Origin of the sequence: Enterobacter cloacae complex sp. ECC445 (assembly GCF_021892025.1) — a bacterium.
Taxonomy (GTDB): Bacteria; Pseudomonadota; Gammaproteobacteria; order Enterobacterales; family Enterobacteriaceae; genus Enterobacter; species Enterobacter chengduensis.
The window spans coordinates 200,103-218,554 of the sequence record NZ_JAKLRZ010000003.1 but is presented as its reverse complement, the minus strand read 5'-3'; the positions used below and the strand labels follow the sequence as shown (position 1 = coordinate 218,554).

Sequence of the window (18,452 nt, the reverse complement as noted above, 5' to 3'; positions counted from 1 at the left end):
CACTCTAATAGACCGTTCGGTCTAATGCAAGCGCGATTACTGACGACATGCGCTCAGTATATCCAGCTGCGGCTGATAAACCGTTGATTTCACGTCCATCATACCCAAAACGGTGGAGAACAAATTGTCCTGGGAAACCGCATTTTTTGCTGCATGGTCACGCAAACACCGTTCGTTGATGCCAAAGTTTTTCGCGTAGTCCTGGGACAGCCAGAACATAAACGGAATATGCGTTTGTTGCTCCGGTGCCAGCATGTACGGCGTGCCGTGCAGATAAATACCGCTTTCCCCCAGTGATTCACCGTGATCGGAGAGATAAATCAGCGCGGTGTTCATGCTTGCCTGGCGCGCTTTCAGCGCATCAATGGTTTTACTGACCATGCTGTCGGTATACAGGATGGTGTTGTCATAGGTGTTCATCAGCGCCTGATGGTCGCAATCCTGAATTTCATTGGTGTCACAGGTTGGGGTGAACTTACGGAAGTTATCCGGGTAACGGCGATAGTACGCCGGGCCGTGGCTTCCCATCAGGTGGATGACCAGCACCGTATCTTGCTTCACGCCATCCAGCACGTTGTCCAGACGATAGAAGTTCACATCGTCAATACAGGATTTATCTTTGCAGAACTGATCCAGATTCCACTGCGTCATGTCGGTATGCGGCACGCGGTCACAGGCGCCTTTACAGCCGCCGTCGTTGTCGCGCCACAGCAGGTTGACACCCGCATGCTTGAGGACGTCAAGCAGCCCTTCCCGATGGTGAGCCAGGTCGGCATCGTATTTGCTACGCGTCATGCCGGAGAACATGCAGGGAACGGAAACCGCGGTTTCAGTCCCGCACGACGAGGCCTGCGGGAAGTTAATCACGTCCTGCTTTTTCAGCTCCGGGTTGGTTTCACGCCCGTAACCATTCAGGGAGTAGTTTGCCGCGCGAGAGGCTTCGCCGACGACAAGCACCAGAACGGTTTTCTTCTGTTGACCGGTAATCAGCGGCCCTTTATGGGCATCTTCACCAATGCGCACCAGCGTTTGATCGCCGGCAAACCAGCGCATTTTGCTGTACTTCACCACGGCGCTGACATAGTTCGCCGGGGTCACCATTTTGACGATGCTTTTATTATTGCGGAACAGCGACGCGTAATCTTTATAGAACAGGGCGGCAATCAGGATGATCACCAGCAGAGCGCCAAGCATCGCGGCGACGCGCGTCAGCAGCGCGTACCACCATTTTCCGGTACGAATGCGGGTGAGCGCCAGCACCACGGACGGCACCAGGCCAGCAACGGCAATCCACAGAATCATCTGCGGGGTCACCAGGGCGGTCGCTTCCTGAGAGTTGGTTTCGAACACGTTCACAATCATGTTCTGATCGATAACCGCGCCGTAGGTGTACATAAAATACGTCGCCGCGGCGCAGCCGACGGTCAGGACGATCAGCAGCGGCTTACGGATATACGGAATATTAAGCAGGCTAAAAACAATTACCCAGCCGCAGAACAGGACCAGCGGTACGGACGCGGCAAAGAGGAAATCGTGAAGGTGAACAGGGGCGATAATGGCCCAGCTGCGCTGGATAAACAGCCCATTAATTAGCGTAAAGAAGAAAGCACAGCCCAGGGTAAATTTTATGTCGTTACATTGTAACTTTTTGATAAACCACATCGATCGGTAAACCTGTTTTTTTGATGATGGGCAGAGTATAGAGAGGGAAGATTAGTGAAACCTTAATGCCACAAATCTGTGGTAATGGCCTTGCATGCGGGGCGTTTAACGTCTTCACTGTAGGTGAGAGTGGCTATCTGGAGGTGAGTGTGGCAGAGCAGCTGGAGTTTTTCCCTATCCAGAGCCCGTGCCGGGGTATTTGTCAGGTGGATGAACGCGGATATTGCCGCGGGTGCATGCGCACCCGTGATGAACGCTTTAACTGGCAAAACTTCAGCGACACGCAAAAGCAGGAGGTATTACGCCTCTGCCGTCAGCGTCTTCTGCGCAAAATACGCGCAAACAAAGCCGGTGAGACCGAAGAACCCCAGCAACCTTCACTTTTTTAACACGGTAATTGCGTATACTCATGACATCACGTCCTTGAGGAAAATGTTATGGTTCAGCGAATTACCCTTGCCCCCCAGGGGCCAGAATTCTCCCGTTTTGTGATGGGCTACTGGCGCCTGATGGACTGGAATATGTCCCCCCTCCAGCTGGCGAGCTTTATTGAAGAGCATATCGATCTGGGCGTCACCACGGTCGACCATGCGGATATTTACGGCGGTTACCAGTGCGAGGCCGCGTTCGGCGAGGCGCTCAAGCTGGTTCCGGCACTCCGCGATCGCATGGAGATCGTCACCAAGTGTGGTATTGCCACCACAGCAAAACCCGAGCACGCCCTCGGTCATTACATCACCGACAGCGCGCATATCATCAAGAGCGCCGAGCAGTCGCTGGTCAATCTGGCGACCGATCGTATCGACCTGCTGTTAATCCACCGTCCGGATCCGCTGATGGATGCCGATGAGGTGGCGGAAGCCTTCCTGAACCTGCATCAGAGTGGGAAAGTGCGTCACTTTGGCGTTTCCAACTTTACCCCGGCACAGTTTGCGCTGCTTCAGTCTCGGCTGCCGTTTACCCTCGCTACCAACCAGGTTGAGATCTCCCCGGTACACCAGCCGCTGCTGCTGGATGGCACGCTCGACCAGCTGCAGCAGCTGCGCATTCGCCCGATGGCCTGGTCGTGCCTGGGTGGCGGACGCCTGTTTAATGATGATGAATTCCAGCCGCTGCGCAACGAGCTGGAAACCATCGCCCGTGAACTGAACGCCGAGAGCATCGAGCAGGTGGTTTACGCGTGGATCCTGCGCCTGCCGTCAAAACCGCTGCCCATTATCGGTTCCGGTAAAATTGAACGCGTGCGTTCTGCACTGGCCGCCGAAGAGCTGCAGATGACCCGCCAGCAGTGGTTCCGCATCCGCAAGGCTGCGCTCGGTTACGACGTACCATAAACCGTCATCATAAGGTGACTTTCCGGTGAAATCTTTGCCCCTGGTATACACTTAAGGGGCAAAAAATAACCCGTGGAGGTCATATGAAGCGTTTTATTCTGGCAACGATCGCGCTGGCTGTTTGCGCAGGGGCGCAGGCAGCCAGCGACGAAGTGGAAATGAATCTCGTCACCTCTCAGGGGGTGGGCCAGTCCATCGGAACGGTGAAAATTACGGAAACCGATAAAGGACTGGAGTTCGCCCCCCATCTTAAAGCACTCCCGCCCGGTGAGCATGGTTTCCATGTTCACGCCAAAGGCAGCTGTCAGCCCGCGTTAAAAGAGGGTAAAGCGTCGGCGGCGGAAGCGGCAGGAGGGCATCTGGATCCCCAGCACACCGGCAAGCATGAGGGCCCGGACGGAATGGGGCATCTGGGCGATCTGCCCGTACTGGTGGTCAATAACGACGGGAAAGCCACCGATCCCGTCGTCGCGCCGCGTCTGAAAAAGCTGGATGAGGTCAAAGGTAAAGCGCTGATGATTCATGTCGGTGGCGACAATATGTCCGACCAGCCGAAACCGCTTGGCGGCGGCGGGGCACGTTATGCCTGCGGCGTCATCTGATCCCCGATCGTACCCGGCGGTGGTGCCAGCTCCAGCTGCGACAGCGAGCAGTGCAGCCGCCAGATTATCGAGGCTAAATCACGGGCCGCGGGGTGATGATGTCGTGCCAGGGTATCGCAGATCCGCTGCAGTTCATTCAGCGTGGTTGCCAGCGGCCGCTGCTGGACACCGCGTTCGCTCATCACATCGCGCAGCAGGGAGATACACACGTCACGAACCTGAGACAGCGGATCGGACCGCGTTTCCCATGCGCGAAGCTGCCAGACCACGTGCGAACAGTTCAGTAGCACCACCCCCCAGCGCAGCAGCCAGCGTCGGGACAGGGCGTCCTGGCTGTTATTCAGCTGGCTGACGTGGTGATACACCAGCGATTCATACTCGTTTTCACCCATATGCGGTTTACGGCTCAGCTGGTCGACAAATCCCCTGCGTAACTCCCGAATATGCCTGCGGCTTTTCCGCGCATCAGAGCCGGGGCGCAGCACCGCGAAAGCCAGCCACGCCAGCCCCACGCCGAGGATCTTGGCCAGGTTGTCGTTGAGAAAATCGGCATAATCATACACCGGCGGATTCGTCACCGAGATAAACGAGCCCATAAAGACAATCAGCTGTCCCCAGAGTCCTGCGAGCTTTGGCATTTGCAGCTTCAGAAGCTGCATGGTGGTCAACAGGGGAAACAGAAACAGCAGGAACTGCCACAGATCGCTTATCTGCACCATCAGGCCAAACTTCACCACAAAACTGAACAGCGAGAGCAGCACCAGCGTGCGCAGCAGGAGCGTAAGCGAGTTGAACGGCGAGGCCGCGACGGAGTAAAGCACGCAGCTGATGGCGGCAAGCGTCAGCGCCGCCGTACCGGAGTCCCACTGCGTGGTGATGCTCCACGCGCCAACCAGCGTCAGCGCACAAAAGGTACGAAAACCGCTCCACATCGCTTCCAGATAGTCGGTGTGCCGCGCGAGTGCCGGGCTGCCGGGGACGTTAAACTCCGTTATCGGACTGGCATTCTCGATCGCGTTAATCCAGCGGCTGCTGCGCAGGTATAACCGACAAAAGTAATTCAGGCGCTGCCAGAAGGCGCGATGACGGTAGTCGTACTCATCCACCGGGGCGAGCGGGGCAATGATCCTGGCAACGGTGTAGATATCCGCATCCGGGCGGGCAAGCGCCGCGAGCAGCGCGTCAATCACGGCGCGGGTGTTTTTGGGCGGCGTCGGCCAGCTGAGCAGCATCCGACGCAGGCTTGAGATGGCGCTGGTCATGCGGAGCTGCTGGTGCAGCAGGTAGTTAAGCAGCGTGTTCTGACGGCGAAAACGATAATGACTCCAGAACGCCTGAATGCGCAGCAGATTCGTGGTCAGGATCTGCCCGATAACCCTTTCATGCGCGAGGCGGATGTCGTCGTTGGTGTCCGGCTGCCACAGCAGGCTCGCATGTTCCAGCAGCCGGGTATGCATGGTTTTAAGCGCGGTAATCAGCGCCGTGCCGTCAGAGGTGCTGGGCAGGATCATCATCATAAACCCGCCGCTCAGGATCCCGACAATCACTTCGCAGACGCGCGCCTGGGCAATGTCCCACAGCTCGGTGGTGTCGAGGACGTTGACCACCGGGAAGGCAATAATGGCGGCGGTATAGCCCGCCAGCTGGAAAGCATAGGCGACGTTATTGGTAAAATGGGCGCAGGCCCAGGTACAGCAGCCCAGCCATGCCGCCATGCTCAGCAAGAACATCCACGGATCGTTTAGCGTGTGGCCCGCGATAATTAACGCCGCGGTGGCACCCAGCAGGCTTCCCGCGATACGCCCAAGGCTTTTGCTGATCACCCCACCCACGGTGGGGAAGCTCACGACCGCCGCTGAGGTCAACGCCCAGTAAGGTTGGTCGAGATTCAGATAATAGGCGACCGTCAGAGCAAGACACATCGCAATGCCGTTACGCAGCGCGTAGCGCCACTGGGGGCGCGTCGCCTTCATCCACGGCGTGTTTTGCCAGGAGGGCAGCTGAAGCTTCATTGACGGGTTCCGATTGAGACGGTACAGGTGGTGCCGGACACCAGCGTGATGTCCTCGGGCAAACGATCGAACTCCACGCGAACAGGAACGCGCTGGGCCAGGCGCACCCACGGCACGTTCGGCTTGATGTCCGGCACCAGCTCGGAATCCGTTTCTACGCTTTGATCGTAAATGGCGCGACCGATGCTGGAAACGTGACCCTGTAACGTTTGCGAGCCGCTGTAAAGCGTTATCGCGGCAGGCGAACCCTGATGAATGTGGCGCAGTTTTGTCTCTTCAAAGTAGCCCACGACGTAGAAAGAATGGCTGTCGACGAGGGCAAAAACCGGCTGGCCGGTGGTGGCATAGTTCCCCACCCTGGCGGAGAGATTGGTCACCCATCCATCGACAGGTGCCGTAACCACGGTTTGGGTCAGCTGCCACTGCGCCTGCTTCAGGGTCGCCTCCGCCACGTTAACGTTAGCCTGCATGGCCTTGACGTTGATATTCGCGGTATCTAAATCTTCCGCTGAAATGTAGTTTTGCGACAGGTGGCGGCGGCGGTTGGCCTCGTTGTTGGCCTTCGCGAGGTCAGACTGGGCCTTCGCCAGCTGCGCCTGAGCGTTCAAAATGGCAATGTGGTAAGGAGTGTCGTCGATTCGGAATAAAACCTCTCCCTTTTTGACGAACTGGTTATCTTTAACCAACAGCGCCGTAATACTTCCCGACACCTGAGGGGTTATGCTGACCTGTTCAGCGCGGACTTTTCCGTCACGCGTCCAGGGCGACTGCATATAAAAATTCCACATCCACCAGCCCGCAACCAGCGCGAGGGCAAGGACAAACAGGGTGGAAAAATACTTTAGCGTTTTCATGGATATATTCACCACACGGTCAAAACGGCAAGGCCCAGACATACGGAAAGGGCAAACAGGGAGAGATCCATCAGCATGGGATGCCAGATTTCACCGGAGTACATCCAGTCGCGAAGCAGGCGATGCGCGATGAGCCAGAGCATAAAGCCCACCAGAACGGCTTTGAACAGGGGAGGAAAGTAGACTGACGCACCGAAGATCAGGTCCTGAAGGGCTAAACCCTCTGAGTGATGAAAAAACGTCACGGGCAGAAATCCTTTGCAGTGAACAGAATGCCGCGTTGGCTTGTCTTAGTAGGATGAAGCATCGCAATTCAGTGTAAGTCATACTTTAAGTTCGATGAATGCAGTATTGCATTTGTTTTGGCAATACAAATGCTGCACACTATTCTAAAATCAGTATAATAACTTAGCAAGCTAATTATAAGGAGATGAAATTGGAATCGCCATTAGGTTCTGATCTGGCAAGGTTGGTACGCGTCTGGCGTGCTCTGATTGACCATCGCCTGAAACCTCTTGAACTCACCCAGACGCACTGGGTGACGCTGCACAACATTCACCAGCTGCCGCCCGACCAGTCGCAAATTCAACTGGCAAAAGCGATAGGCATTGAGCAACCGTCGCTGGTGCGCACGCTTGACCAGCTGGAAGAGAAGGGGTTGATCTCGCGCCAAACCTGCGCCAGTGATCGTCGCGCCAAGCGGATTAAACTCACCGAGAAAGCGGCGCCTATCATCACGGAGATGGAAGCCGTGATTACCAAGACGCGCGGTGAGATTCTGTCAGGCGTGTCGCCGGCCGAGCTGGAGATGCTCATCAGCCTGATTGCTCGCCTTGAGCAAAATATTCACGAGCTGCAGTCGCGCGACTGAACAGACAACAGGGCCTTGCATCCGCAAGGCCTTTTTTCTATTTAAAGATAACGACGCGGTTACGGCCTGTCTCTTTTGCTTCATACATCGCTTTATCCGCGCTTTCCACGCACTCTTCTGCGGTCGTTGACGACGACGTAGCCGTAAACACCCCCATGCTGATGGTGATCGGCTCCGGCAGATGGCCCCCGCTGCTGGTTTTATCAAAGCTGCTCAGGTTCAACCGGATCCGTTCCGCCACCTGGCCTGCGGCATCTGAAGAAGTATTGGCCAGCATCAGGACAAACTCTTCGCCGCCAATACGCGCCGCGATATCATGCGGGCGAACGGAATCCATCAGCAGATTAGCGACAAACTGCAGGACTTTATCGCCCTGGAGATGGCCATAGTTGTCATTGATGCGCTTGAAGCGATCGAGATCGCTCACGATAACCGACACGGGGCGGGTGGGCTTAGCATCGTCCAGCGCCTGGCTCAGGGATTCATAAAAATAGCTGCGGTTATAGAGGCGCGTGAGCGGATCGCGAATCGAATTTTGATACGACTGCTGATACTTTACATGCGAGTCGCGATACAGCCTGAAAACATCGTAAAGCAGAACAAAAATAATGATCAGCGTCGCGACGGTTTCAAATAGCCGGGCGCGATACCACGAGATATCTTCGGCATGTCCACCCAATAGCAGCATTGTGAGCGTGACGATATAGCAGAGACACAGAAAATTCCCGCCCGCCCAGAATAGGTTACGCACGCGCGTAATAATCATCAGCGTTGCTAATGTCACCACCCAGAGCACAATTAAAGAAATATTAATACAGTGGCTCCAGAGAACCATAAACTGCCGTGTTTCATTATCAATCAGATCGATGGATAAAAACCCTGAATGGCTGGAGTACATCCAGGTCAGAATTAGCATGCAGGCGGTAAAAAGACAGGCGCTACTTACGATGGCGATATGCGCCAGGCGTGAAAGAGGCTGATTGCGAATGGGGAAGAGTAATGCGGAAGCGATTATCAACAGCGCCATTAAGATATGGCGGAACATATAGTAGATCATCGCATCGTTGTAGTTCACGACGTTGAACTGGTAGAGGTCCAGCCAGGCGGGAAAACTGGACAGCGTGCCGACCATCAGCAATGCCGACCCGGCAAAGGCAAAGGCTATTGGAACCAGATACAGCCGCTTCTTATCACACCAGTATTTCATTGCCATAAAACAGGCAATAAACAGGTGAAAGACAAGTAGAAAAATGGTGAGCGTTGGGAACAAGAGCGGCGAGAAGGAGGGAACCCATTCAGCCAGTTTTGAAAATAGAGCTTGTATTATTCCGATGACAATAATGCAACCGAAAAAAAACGAGAGATAACGACCTTTTACAGAACGACTATTCGCAAGCATATAAATTTTTTTAAATTATTAAAAAGGAATGAAGGTAAGAGACTTGCGAAGAGTCTAAACAATTAATTCGATAAATACTTTGCGCAGAAACAATATACAGCTTAATTGATAATTGATGTGCTAAATGTATTTTGTAAATATATTTATGTAAGTGATATATATTGTAAATGGATGTGGTCCGGTGACCACATCCATTTTTTTATTAACGTGGGGACACGGTCACCTGACGTCCGTTGCTCGCCAGCACTACGCGCTGGCCTGCAGAAAAGCGGGTATTGCCTTGTTTCTGAACAACCATGATCGTGCTGCCGTCGTCTTTACGAATTTCCAGCTCTACGCCCTGGGTTTTGTTCATCGCACCCTGAACGCCCTGGCCTGCTACACCACCCGCAACGGCACCTGCGGCTGTTGCAAGAGAACGGCCTGTACCACCGCCGACGGTATTGCCCAGGAAACCACCCAGCACGGCACCGCCGATTGCGCCCATCACGTTGTTTTCATCACCACCCTGAATCTGTACAGGACGTGCGTTAACAACGGTACCGTAAGTCACGTTCTGAACCTGTTTCGCTTCAGAAGCGCTGTAAACGTCGCCAGAGAGTGAACTGTCATTCACACAGCCAGCCAGAGTTAAACCAATCAGCGAAACGCCCAGTACACGTAAAATCATTTGACTCTCCTGTTCACCAAAAACGCCCGATTTGGGGCATCCGTTATGGCTAAATTATATGGCATAAGGGGCCATAGTTCATATCTTTGCACTAACAATAGGAAAATTGTACTTGAATTTGACTTAACGAGAGATAAACAGGTGCCGTCTGTGTTACCCGTCTGACATTGTTAAAAAATATTATCGCCGGATGGCAATGCTGCGCCGTTTATGGTTGAGTGGGTATCCTTAGCCCACGTAACGTAAGGAAAGCGCATGAAATCGGGTCGCTACATTGGTGTGATGTCGGGTACCAGCCTGGATGGGGTAGATGTCGTTCTGGCCGCCATTGACGAAAAAATGGTGGCACAGCAGGCAAGCCTGACCTGGCCAATCCCCATTTCGCTGAAGGAAGATATTCTGAGCATCTGTCAGGGCCAGCAGTTGACCCTTTCCCAGCTTGGGCAACTTGACGTTCGCCTGGGGGCGCTGTTTGCGGATGCGGTGCAGGCATTGATGCAAAAAGAACATCTTCGCCCGCAGGATGTGGTGGCTATCGGGTGTCACGGACAAACGGTCTGGCATGAGCCCGGCGGAGAGGCCCCGCATACCCTGCAAATCGGCGATAACAACCAGATTGTGGCAAAGACGGGCGTAACGGTAGTTGGCGATTTTCGTCGTCGCGATATTGCCCTGGGCGGTCAGGGCGCGCCGCTGGTGCCCGCGTTCCATCAGGCGTTGCTGGCGCACCCGTTCGAACGGCGTATGGTGCTTAATATTGGCGGCATCGCCAATCTGTCAATGCTCATCCCAGGACAGCCGGTCCGCGGCTACGATACCGGCCCGGGCAACATGTTAATGGACGCCTGGATCTGGCGCCAGTGCGGCCAACCGTATGACAAAAACGCGGAGTGGGCGAGCGCGGGAAAAGTCATTTTGCCGCTGTTGCAGTCCATGCTGAGCGATCCCTATTTTGCCTTACCCGCGCCGAAAAGCACGGGGCGTGAATACTTCAACTTAGGCTGGCTTGAACGTCAGCTGGCACCCTTCCCGGCGCTTGCGCCGCAGGATGTCCAGGCGACGCTTGCCGAACTCACGGCCGTGTCGATCTCCGAACAGGTGCTTCTCAGCGGCGGATGTGAACGCCTGCTGGTGTGCGGAGGCGGAAGCCGCAATCCGCTGGTAATGGCGCGTCTTGCCGGGCTACTGCCGGGCACTGAAGTGTCGACCACGGATGAGGCAGGCATTAGCGGTGATGATATGGAAGCGCTGGCCTTCGCCTGGCTTGCATGGCGCACGATAGCCGGACTGCCGGGGAATTTACCGTCCGTAACCGGTGCGCGCGAGGCGAGCGTCCTTGGGGCGATTTTCCCGGCAAATCCTCGTCATAATCAGAGTTAACTGAAATTCAGCGCGGCGCGTCGTCGTTAGAATGGAACGAAACAGGAGGGCAGCCATGCCCTCCAGGACCAGGAAAGTCTTCGGAATACGCCCATGAAAAAACTACTTCTTATTGCCGCCCCTTTGTTGCTCTCAGGATGCAGCGTCTACAACCAGCTTATTGAGCGCATGCAGACCGATACGCTGGAGTATCGCTGCGACGAAAAGCCGCTGACGGTAAAGCTGAATAATCCACGCCAGGAAGCCAGTTTTGTTTACGACAATAAATTGCTGACGCTGAAGCAGGGCATGTCGGCCTCGGGCGCACGCTACACCGACGGTATCTATGTATTCTGGTCGAAAGGCGACAGCGCTACGGTCTACAAACGCGACCGCATTGTGCTGAACAATTGCCAGCTCGAAAATCCGAAGCGTTGAGATTTTTACAGGGGCGGCGCACAATAGCGCCACCCACTCTCAACGTCAGCTAACGCCATGTCAGATAACGACGAACTGCAGCAAATTGCGCATCTGCGCCGTGAATACACCAAAGGCGGCCTGCGTCGCCAGGATCTTCCCGCTGAACCCCTCGTGCTTTTTGAACGCTGGCTGAAACAGGCCTGCGAAGCGAAACTCGCCGACCCAACGGCCATGGTTGTCGCCACGGTAGATGAAAACGGTCAACCGTATCAGCGCATCGTATTGCTCAAGCATTATGACGAGAAAGGGCTGGTGTTCTACACCAACCTTGGCAGCCGCAAGGCGCACCACTTAGAAAACAATCCGCGCATCAGCCTGCTGTTCCCGTGGCACATGCTGGAACGACAGGTCATGGTCACCGGCAAGGCGGAACGTCTCTCGACCCTTGAAGTGGTGAAATATTTCCACAGCCGCCCGCGCGACAGCCAGATTGGCGCCTGGGTATCAAAACAGTCCAGCCGAATTTCTGCCCGCGGCGTGTTGGAAAGTAAATTCCTGGAGCTTAAGCAGAAGTTCCAGCAGGGTGAAATTCCCCTGCCAAGCTTCTGGGGCGGCTTCCGTATCCCGATTGAGCAAATAGAGTTCTGGCAGGGGGGCGAACATCGCCTGCACGACCGCTTTTTATACCAGCGCGAGGATAGCGGCTGGAAAATCGACAGACTGGCGCCGTAATCCCCGAAATTTGTTGATTTAAGCGCTAGCGCACGCCGCGCTTGCGCTTTATTCTATGGTCCTTTCGCATCAGGCGAAAAGTCGTGTACCGGCAAAGGTGCAGTCGTTTATACATGGAGAATTTGATGGCAAGCAGTAACTTGATTAAACAATTGCAAGAGCGGGGCCTCGTGGCCCAGGTGACGGACGAGGAAGCGTTAGCAGAGCGACTGGCGCAAGGCCCGATCGCGCTCTATTGCGGCTTCGATCCCACCGCTGACAGCTTGCATTTGGGGCATCTTGTTCCATTGTTATGCCTGAAACGCTTCCAGATGGCGGGCCATAAGCCTGTTGCTCTGGTGGGTGGCGCAACCGGTCTGATTGGTGACCCGAGCTTTAAAGCCGCTGAGCGTAAACTGAATACCGAAGATACCGTGCAGGAGTGGGTGGATAAGATCCGCAAACAGGTTGCACCGTTCCTCGACTTCGACTGTGGTGATAACGCTGCAATTGCCGCGAACAACTACGACTGGTTTGGCAGCATGAACGTGCTGACCTTCCTGCGCGATATCGGCAAGCACTTCTCTGTTAACCAGATGATTAACAAAGAGGCGGTTAAGCAGCGTCTGAACCGTGACGATCAGGGTATCTCTTTTACCGAGTTCTCCTACAACCTGCTGCAGGGGTATGACTTTGCCTGCCTGAACAAGCTGCACGGCGTTTCCCTGCAGATTGGCGGTTCTGACCAGTGGGGTAACATCACCTCCGGTATCGACCTGACCCGCCGTCTGCACCAGAACCAGGTCTTCGGTCTGACCGTTCCGCTGATCACCAAAGCAGACGGTACCAAATTCGGCAAGACGGAAGGCGGCGCGGTGTGGCTGGATCCGAAGAAAACCAGCCCGTACAAATTCTACCAGTTCTGGATCAACACGGCAGACGCCGATGTTTACCGCTTCCTGAAGTTCTTCACCTTCATGGATATTGCAGACATCAATGCGCTGGAAGAAGAAGACAAGAACAGCGGTAAAGCACCGCGCGCCCAGTACGTGCTGGCGGACGAAGTGACCAAACTGGTTCACGGCGAAGAAGGTCTGGCCGCGGCAAAACGCATTACCGCAAGCCTGTTCAACGGTACCCTGAGCGATCTGAGCGAAGCGGACTTCGAACAGCTGGCGCAGGACGGCGTACCGATGGTTGAGATGGAAAAAGGGGCTGACCTGATGCAGGCGCTGGTGGACTCCGAGCTCCAGCCTTCCCGCGGTCAGGCGCGTAAAACCATCGCGTCTAATGCGATCACCATCAACGGTGAAAAGCAGGCCGATCCGGAATATACCTTCGTTGACGGCGACCGTCTGTATGGCCGCTACACGCTGCTGCGTCGCGGTAAGAAAAACTACTGCCTTGTCTGCTGGAAGTAATTAACAGTCTCCAGGGGCGTGGGAAACCACGCCCCTTTTTGTTTTTTCAGGGTTTGGTAAGAAAATAATGAAGAATATCCTCGCCATTCAGTCCCACGTTGTATTTGGACATGCTGGCAACAGCGCAGCGGAATTTCCGATGCGTCGCCTCGGCGTCAACGTCTGGCCCCTCAATACCGTGCAGTTCTCAAACCACACGCAGTACGGCAAATGGACCGGCTGCGTGATGCCGCCTTCGCACCTTACCGAGGTTGTGCAGGGCATTGCGGATATCGACCAGCTCAGGCGCTGTGACGCCGTGCTGAGCGGTTATCTCGGCTCAGCCGAGCAGGGGGAGCATATCCTCGTCATCGTGCGCCAGGTGAAAGCGGCAAACCCGTCGGCAAAATACTTCTGCGACCCCGTCATGGGCCATCCGGAGAAAGGCTGTATCGTGGCGCCCGGCGTCGCAGAGTTTCACGTCCGCCACGCGCTGCCCGCCAGCGATATCATTGCGCCAAACCTGGTTGAACTTGAAATTCTCTGCGAGCATTCGGTTAACAGCGTAGATGAGGCGGTAAGCGCGTCTCGCGAGCTGATCGCTCAGGGGCCGGAAGTCGTGCTGGTAAAACACCTCGCGCGCGCAGGGCTGAGCCAGGACCGTTTTGAGATGCTGCTGGTGACGAAAGATGACGCCTGGCATATCAGCCGTCCGCTGGTCGATTTCGGCCTGCGCCAGCCGGTTGGCGTGGGGGATGTGACCAGCGGGCTTCTGCTGGTGAAATTGCTGCAGGGCGCAACGGTGAGAGACGCGCTGGAGCATGTCACTGCGGCGGTGTACGAAATCATGATTGAGACGAAAGAGATGCAGGAATATGAGCTGCAGGTGGTCGCGGCGCAGGATCGTATCGCGAAGCCGGAGCACTATTTTAGCGCAACGCAGTTGTAAAACATGCCGGGTGGCGCTGCGCTTACCCGGCCTACAAAACCCCTAGGCCCGTGCAAGCGAAGCGCCGCCGGGCGATATTAGCTAAGACCTTCCGCTTTCAGCGCCGCAGCCACCGCAGGACGCTCTGCGACGCGTTTCATATACGATGCGATGTGGTCTAACCCTTCCAGATTCAGCTTAACCGCGCGCGCCCAGCGCAGAACGGTAAACAGGTACGCGTCGGCAATCGTGAAGCGCGAACCGCTAATCCACTGGTCGTCTTTCAGCGACGCGTTAACGTACTGCAGCTTTTTCTCAAGAAGCGCACGTACGGTCGGTTTGAACTCTTCTGGCGTATCCGGGCGGAACAGCGGCGTAAAGCCTTTGTGCAGTTCGGTTGCAATATAGTTCAGCCATTCCAGCGTCTTATAGCGAGAAACGGTACTGACCGGCGCCAGCAGCTGGCGATCCGGCACGCTGTCGGCCAGGAACTGCATAATCGCCACGCCTTCGGTCAGCAGAGTACCATCATCCAGCAGGAGCGCCGGAACTTGTCCCTTGGGGTTAATAGCAAGAAAATCATCGCCATTTTCCAGACGCTTTTTCATCAGATCAACGCCATCCAGCGTGAAATCTTTGCCGCTCTCGCGCAGGGTGATATGTGAAGCAAGAGAGCACGCGCCCGGTTTGTAGAACAGTTTCATCGGTAACTCCTTTTTGCTGAGGTTTCAGCTATGTTAGTGCGCGGATAGACAAAAAAAAAGCCGCTAATGCATTAGCGGCTTTTCTTCGGTCGTTTCTCAATACTCTTACGCGTTAGCGGTGTTGGTCGCTTTTGCGGTTTTATCGTCATCCTGAGTCATACGATTCAGCTTCGGCGCGGTCAGCAGCATCAGAACGGCAATTACCGCTGTCGCGATACCAATCTGCATGAACACGGTACCGTAGACGTTCAGGGAGACCAGTGGGTCAGTAACGTTTTCCGGCACGGCCATCAGGTTCGCAATTTTACCTGCGATAATTGCTGCACCGGCAGTGGTCAGGAACCAGCTACCCATGATGAAGCCCATCAGACGCTGTGGAACCAGCTGAGCCACCATCGCCAGACCCAGACCGGAGATCATCAGTTCGCCGATAGACTGCAGCGCGTAGCTCAGAATCAGCCAGTTAACGGACACGATACCTGCGTCGGTCGCAAATTTAGTCCCCAGCGGCAGCACGAGGAACGCACCGGAGCACAGCACCATACCAATCGCAAACTTATGCGGCATCGGCAGACGGTCGCCCATCTTGTTATAGATAGCGGCCAGAATCGGGCTACCAATCATGATCCAGAACGGGTTCAGGGCCTGATACTGCTCCGGCTCGAACGCGATACCCAGGATACTGTGCTCAACGTTACGAATGGCGAAGAAGTTCAGAGACGTTGGCATCTGGCTGTACAGTACGAAGAAGATGATTGCTTCCAGCATCAGAATGAACGCCACAATCATCTTACGGCGTGCAGCACCCTGCATAGCGAACGCTTCTTTCGCGAAGATGATCACGATACCCAGCGCAACCACGCCCAGAACGGCGCGAGCGATACCCTGGTTGTGCAGCAGCCAGGTGGCGATCGCAGCCAGAACCACAATGCCCACGATGGTCGCCAGCAGTTTGCCCATGTGCACAGGTTCGAAGTCAGGTTTTGAACCGTAGTCTTTAACCCAGCTGCGGCAGAACAGGAAGTTCACCACGGTGATCAGCATACCGACGAAGCTCAGCGCAAACGCCACGCTCCAGCCGAACTTAGCTGCGAGCCATGGGGTTGCCAGCATGGAGAAGAATGAACCGATGTTGATGGACATATAGTACATGGTGAATGCACCGTCCAGACGCGGGTCATCTTTGCTGTAGCAGGTAGAGAGCAGGGAGGACGGGTTCGCTTTGAACAGCCCGTTACCGACGGCAATTGTCGCCATACCCATATACACGACAGCGGCATCATGCCCTGACCATGCTACCAGACCATAGCCAATCGCCAGGACAATGGCGCCCAGCATGATGACACGTTTAGTCCCGAGAACTTTATCACCCAGCCAGCCGCCAATAGCAACCAGACCGTAGACGAGGGCGCTGAAGGAGGAGAACAGCGTGATGGAATCGGCTTCGGACATACCCAGCTGTTTTACCAGGTAAACCGCCATGATCCCTTGCAGGCCGTAATAACCAAAACGCTCCCATAACTCAATAGAGAAGATGAGATAGAACGCTTTTGGTTGTTTAAAAGCGTTAAGACTCACGCTTTCATCTGTTGGTTTATTGTTTGCAGTAGACACATATACCTCTTTTTTTACATCCCATATTAACGGGGGTGTTCATAGCGCGATGGCCGTAGCCCATACGCCTTATAGTTATATTGGGAGGAGAAACGGCGGGTAATGTTCACTATCCTGCCCCATCTGGCAAGACGTTTGTAATAATCTGTTACATATATCTGGGGTGGTATAATCGTCGGTTCATACAAATGTTATTCAGCGTTAAATTTTATACGATGAGTAAAGGGAGTTTTTTCGACTGGCGACAACCCTCCATGACGGGCATTTGGCGATATGTTCTGCTATTTGCCTCTTCTGGCAGTGGTATAGCCCATATTCTGAAAAATAGCTGGTCTTATCGTCGGTAAAGAAAGAGAAGCATCTTGTCAGACAAAGGGTTTAAGCCGATTTTGACAACAAAAAATCAACATGAAGTTATCAGGGTGATCGCGATCACAGATGTATAGAAATTTTTGGCTATGAAAGAAGTATTAACCTGTTTGGGCGTTAAACAGCCGAACAAGTGACAGGTTAGGGCAAACGAAAGGCGGACAAATAACGGCCAAAAGAAGGGCGTCTGGTAGCCCTTCTTTTGGTAGGGGATTATGGCGATCAGGAATAGACTTTTTCTTTGTATTCGCAAAGATCTTCAATAATACATGAGCCGCAGCGAGGCTTACGGGCAATACAGGTATAACGGCCATGCAGAATCAGCCAGTGATGGCAATCAACCTTAAATTCGGCCGGAACCACTTTTAACAGCTTCTCTTCGACCTGCTCAACATTTTTCCCCGGCGCAAAGTTTGTCCGGTTAGACACGCGAAATATATGCGTATCCACGGCAATGGTGGGCCAGCCAAACGCGGTGTTGAGCACCACGTTCGCGGTCTTACGCCCTACGCCCGGTAAGGCCTCCAGCGCAGCGCGATCTTCCGGTACTTCACCGCCGTGCTGTTCCAGCAGGATCCGGCAGGTCTTAATGACGTTCTCGGCTTTGCTGTTAAACAGGCCAATGGTTTTGATATACGACTTCACGCCTTCCACGCCCAGCTCCAGCATGGCCTTCGGCGTATTGGCGACCGGATAGAGCAGGGCGGTGGCTTTATTGACACTCACGTCGGTAGCCTGTGCAGAAAGCAGCACGGCGATCAGCAGCTCAAACGGGGAGGTAAAATTCAGCTCCGTCGTCGGGTGCGGGTTCTCGTCCCGCAGACGGGTCAGGATCGCAATGCGCTTTTCTTTATTCATGAGGCCTTCTCGGGTGTCCCTTCCAGAACGCTACGCTCGGCCGCGCGGCGCTTACGTTTTTCATCAATCAGGTATTTTACTGCCAGCATCATGCCAAGGCCAATAAACGCCCCGGGCGGCAGCATCGCCAGCAGGAACGGCGTATCGGTGTGGAACACTTCAATGCGCAGCGCTTTGGCCCAGCCGCCCAGCAGCGCGTCTGCGCCGTCAAATAGCGTACCGTTTCCAAGAATTTCACGCAGCGAGCCCAGCACGAACATGGCGCCCGTCGCCCCCATACCAATGGAAAAACCGTCCAGCGCCGACATGGCGGGGCTGTTTTTCACCGCAAAGGCTTCCGCACGTCCAACCACGATACAGTTGGTGACGATAAGGGGAATGAAGATCCCAAGCGACTGGTACAGGCCGAACGCGTAGGCGTTAATCAGCATCTGGACGATACTGACCACCGACGCAATGATCATGACGTAAATCGGAATACGTATTTCCGACGGCGTCCAGCGGCGCAGGGCAGAGATGGAGAGGTTGGTCAGGGTCAATACCAGCGTGGTGGCCAGACCCAGACCGAGCGCGTTGGTGGCGGTGGACGTGACCGCCAGCAGGGGGCACATCCCCAGAAGCTGGACCAGCGCGGAGTTGTTCTTCCACAACCCCTGGACAATAACCTCTTTAACCTGGCTCATGA

At 54.8% G+C, this 18,452-nt stretch carries 19 protein-coding genes; 9 read left to right on the top strand and 10 right to left on the bottom strand.

Annotation, left to right across the window (positions count from 1 at the left end; all coding sequences use genetic code 11):
- Nucleotides 1-36 precede the first annotated feature (36 nt).
- Nucleotides 37-1,662 (bottom strand): phosphoethanolamine transferase EptA, encoded by a 1,626-nt coding sequence (gene eptA / locus L6R44_RS04530; protein ID WP_032639994.1) that lies wholly within the window; start codon nt 1,660-1,662, stop codon nt 37-39.
- A gap of 149 nt (nt 1,663-1,811) precedes the next feature.
- Between eptA and L6R44_RS04525 the strand changes: the two genes are divergently transcribed.
- The 3 genes from L6R44_RS04525 (at nt 1,812) to sodC (ending at nt 3,598) form a co-directional block, all read left to right on the top strand.
- Nucleotides 1,812-2,051 (top strand): DUF1289 domain-containing protein, encoded by a 240-nt coding sequence (locus L6R44_RS04525; protein WP_008500587.1) that lies wholly within the window; start codon nt 1,812-1,814, stop codon nt 2,049-2,051.
- 48 nt (nt 2,052-2,099) lie between these two features.
- Entirely contained in the window at nt 2,100-2,996 is an 897-nt protein-coding gene (locus L6R44_RS04520) for an aldo/keto reductase (RefSeq protein ID WP_148769164.1), read from the top strand.
- A gap of 83 nt (nt 2,997-3,079) precedes the next feature.
- On the top strand, nt 3,080-3,598 hold the full coding sequence (gene sodC / locus L6R44_RS04515; protein WP_032639999.1) for a superoxide dismutase [Cu-Zn] SodC: 519 nt from the start codon (nt 3,080-3,082) through the stop codon (nt 3,596-3,598).
- Here the strand turns inward: sodC and L6R44_RS04510 are convergent.
- Genes L6R44_RS04510 through L6R44_RS04500 form a run of 3 tightly spaced genes read right to left on the bottom strand, consistent with a single transcriptional unit; the run spans nt 3,577 to nt 6,709 of the window.
- Nucleotides 3,577-5,610, bottom strand: a complete 2,034-nt coding sequence (locus L6R44_RS04510) for an FUSC family protein (RefSeq protein WP_237423413.1) — start codon at nt 5,608-5,610, stop codon at nt 3,577-3,579. The genes sodC and L6R44_RS04510 overlap by 22 nt on opposite strands.
- Nucleotides 5,607-6,470, bottom strand: a complete 864-nt coding sequence (locus L6R44_RS04505; protein ID WP_237423552.1) for an efflux RND transporter periplasmic adaptor subunit — start codon at nt 6,468-6,470, stop codon at nt 5,607-5,609. Before L6R44_RS04505 ends, L6R44_RS04510 begins: the two co-directional genes overlap by 4 nt.
- A gap of 2 nt (nt 6,471-6,472) precedes the next feature.
- The gene (locus L6R44_RS04500; protein WP_032640003.1) at nt 6,473-6,709 is read right to left on the bottom strand and encodes a DUF1656 domain-containing protein; all 237 of its coding nucleotides are present in this window, start codon (nt 6,707-6,709) and stop codon (nt 6,473-6,475) included.
- 185 nt (nt 6,710-6,894) lie between these two features.
- On the opposite strand from L6R44_RS04500, the gene slyA reads away from it, so the two are divergent.
- Nucleotides 6,895-7,335, top strand: a complete 441-nt coding sequence (slyA, locus tag L6R44_RS04495) for a transcriptional regulator SlyA (protein ID WP_021241135.1) — start codon at nt 6,895-6,897, stop codon at nt 7,333-7,335.
- 37 nt (nt 7,336-7,372) lie between these two features.
- On the opposite strand, the gene L6R44_RS04490 is transcribed toward slyA, so the two are convergent.
- Nucleotides 7,373-8,734, bottom strand: coding sequence for a sensor domain-containing diguanylate cyclase (locus tag L6R44_RS04490; RefSeq protein ID WP_237423412.1), 1,362 nt, complete (start codon nt 8,732-8,734; stop codon nt 7,373-7,375).
- A gap of 202 nt (nt 8,735-8,936) precedes the next feature.
- Entirely contained in the window at nt 8,937-9,404 is a 468-nt protein-coding gene (slyB, locus tag L6R44_RS04485; RefSeq protein ID WP_032640009.1) for an outer membrane lipoprotein SlyB, read from the bottom strand.
- Nucleotides 9,405-9,659: 255 nt separating this feature from the next.
- Between slyB and anmK the strand changes: the two genes are divergently transcribed.
- The 5 genes from anmK (at nt 9,660) to pdxY (ending at nt 14,243) form a co-directional block, all read left to right on the top strand.
- The gene (gene anmK / locus L6R44_RS04480) at nt 9,660-10,784 is read left to right on the top strand and encodes an anhydro-N-acetylmuramic acid kinase (protein ID WP_237423411.1); all 1,125 of its coding nucleotides are present in this window, start codon (nt 9,660-9,662) and stop codon (nt 10,782-10,784) included.
- A 93-nt stretch (nt 10,785-10,877) separates the two neighbouring features.
- Nucleotides 10,878-11,201, top strand: coding sequence for a C-type lysozyme inhibitor (mliC, locus tag L6R44_RS04475; protein WP_032640014.1), 324 nt, complete (start codon nt 10,878-10,880; stop codon nt 11,199-11,201).
- Nucleotides 11,202-11,258: 57 nt separating this feature from the next.
- Nucleotides 11,259-11,915, top strand: a complete 657-nt coding sequence (pdxH, locus tag L6R44_RS04470) for a pyridoxamine 5'-phosphate oxidase (protein ID WP_032640017.1) — start codon at nt 11,259-11,261, stop codon at nt 11,913-11,915.
- 125 nt (nt 11,916-12,040) lie between these two features.
- Nucleotides 12,041-13,315, top strand: coding sequence for a tyrosine--tRNA ligase (tyrS, locus tag L6R44_RS04465; RefSeq protein ID WP_032640019.1), 1,275 nt, complete (start codon nt 12,041-12,043; stop codon nt 13,313-13,315).
- Between the two features lie 67 nt (nt 13,316-13,382).
- Nucleotides 13,383-14,243, top strand: a complete 861-nt coding sequence (gene pdxY / locus L6R44_RS04460; protein WP_237423410.1) for a pyridoxal kinase PdxY — start codon at nt 13,383-13,385, stop codon at nt 14,241-14,243.
- Nucleotides 14,244-14,320: 77 nt separating this feature from the next.
- Here the strand turns inward: pdxY and gstA are convergent, their stop codons facing one another.
- The 4 genes from gstA to L6R44_RS04440 all read right to left on the bottom strand — a co-directional run bounded on the left by gstA (nt 14,321) and on the right by L6R44_RS04440 (nt 18,450).
- Complete coding sequence (gene gstA / locus L6R44_RS04455; RefSeq protein WP_032640022.1) at nt 14,321-14,926, bottom strand: glutathione transferase GstA; 606 nt, start codon at nt 14,924-14,926, stop codon at nt 14,321-14,323.
- A gap of 105 nt (nt 14,927-15,031) precedes the next feature.
- On the bottom strand, nt 15,032-16,540 hold the full coding sequence (gene dtpA / locus L6R44_RS04450) for a dipeptide/tripeptide permease DtpA (RefSeq protein ID WP_237423409.1): 1,509 nt from the start codon (nt 16,538-16,540) through the stop codon (nt 15,032-15,034).
- Between the two features lie 591 nt (nt 16,541-17,131).
- Complete coding sequence (gene nth / locus L6R44_RS04445; RefSeq protein ID WP_042719087.1) at nt 17,132-17,767, bottom strand: endonuclease III; 636 nt, start codon at nt 17,765-17,767, stop codon at nt 17,132-17,134.
- Nucleotides 17,764-18,450, bottom strand: coding sequence for an electron transport complex subunit E (locus tag L6R44_RS04440; RefSeq protein ID WP_032640029.1), 687 nt, complete (start codon nt 18,448-18,450; stop codon nt 17,764-17,766). The genes nth and L6R44_RS04440 overlap by 4 nt, the downstream gene beginning before the upstream one ends.
- Nucleotides 18,451-18,452 lie beyond the last annotated feature (2 nt).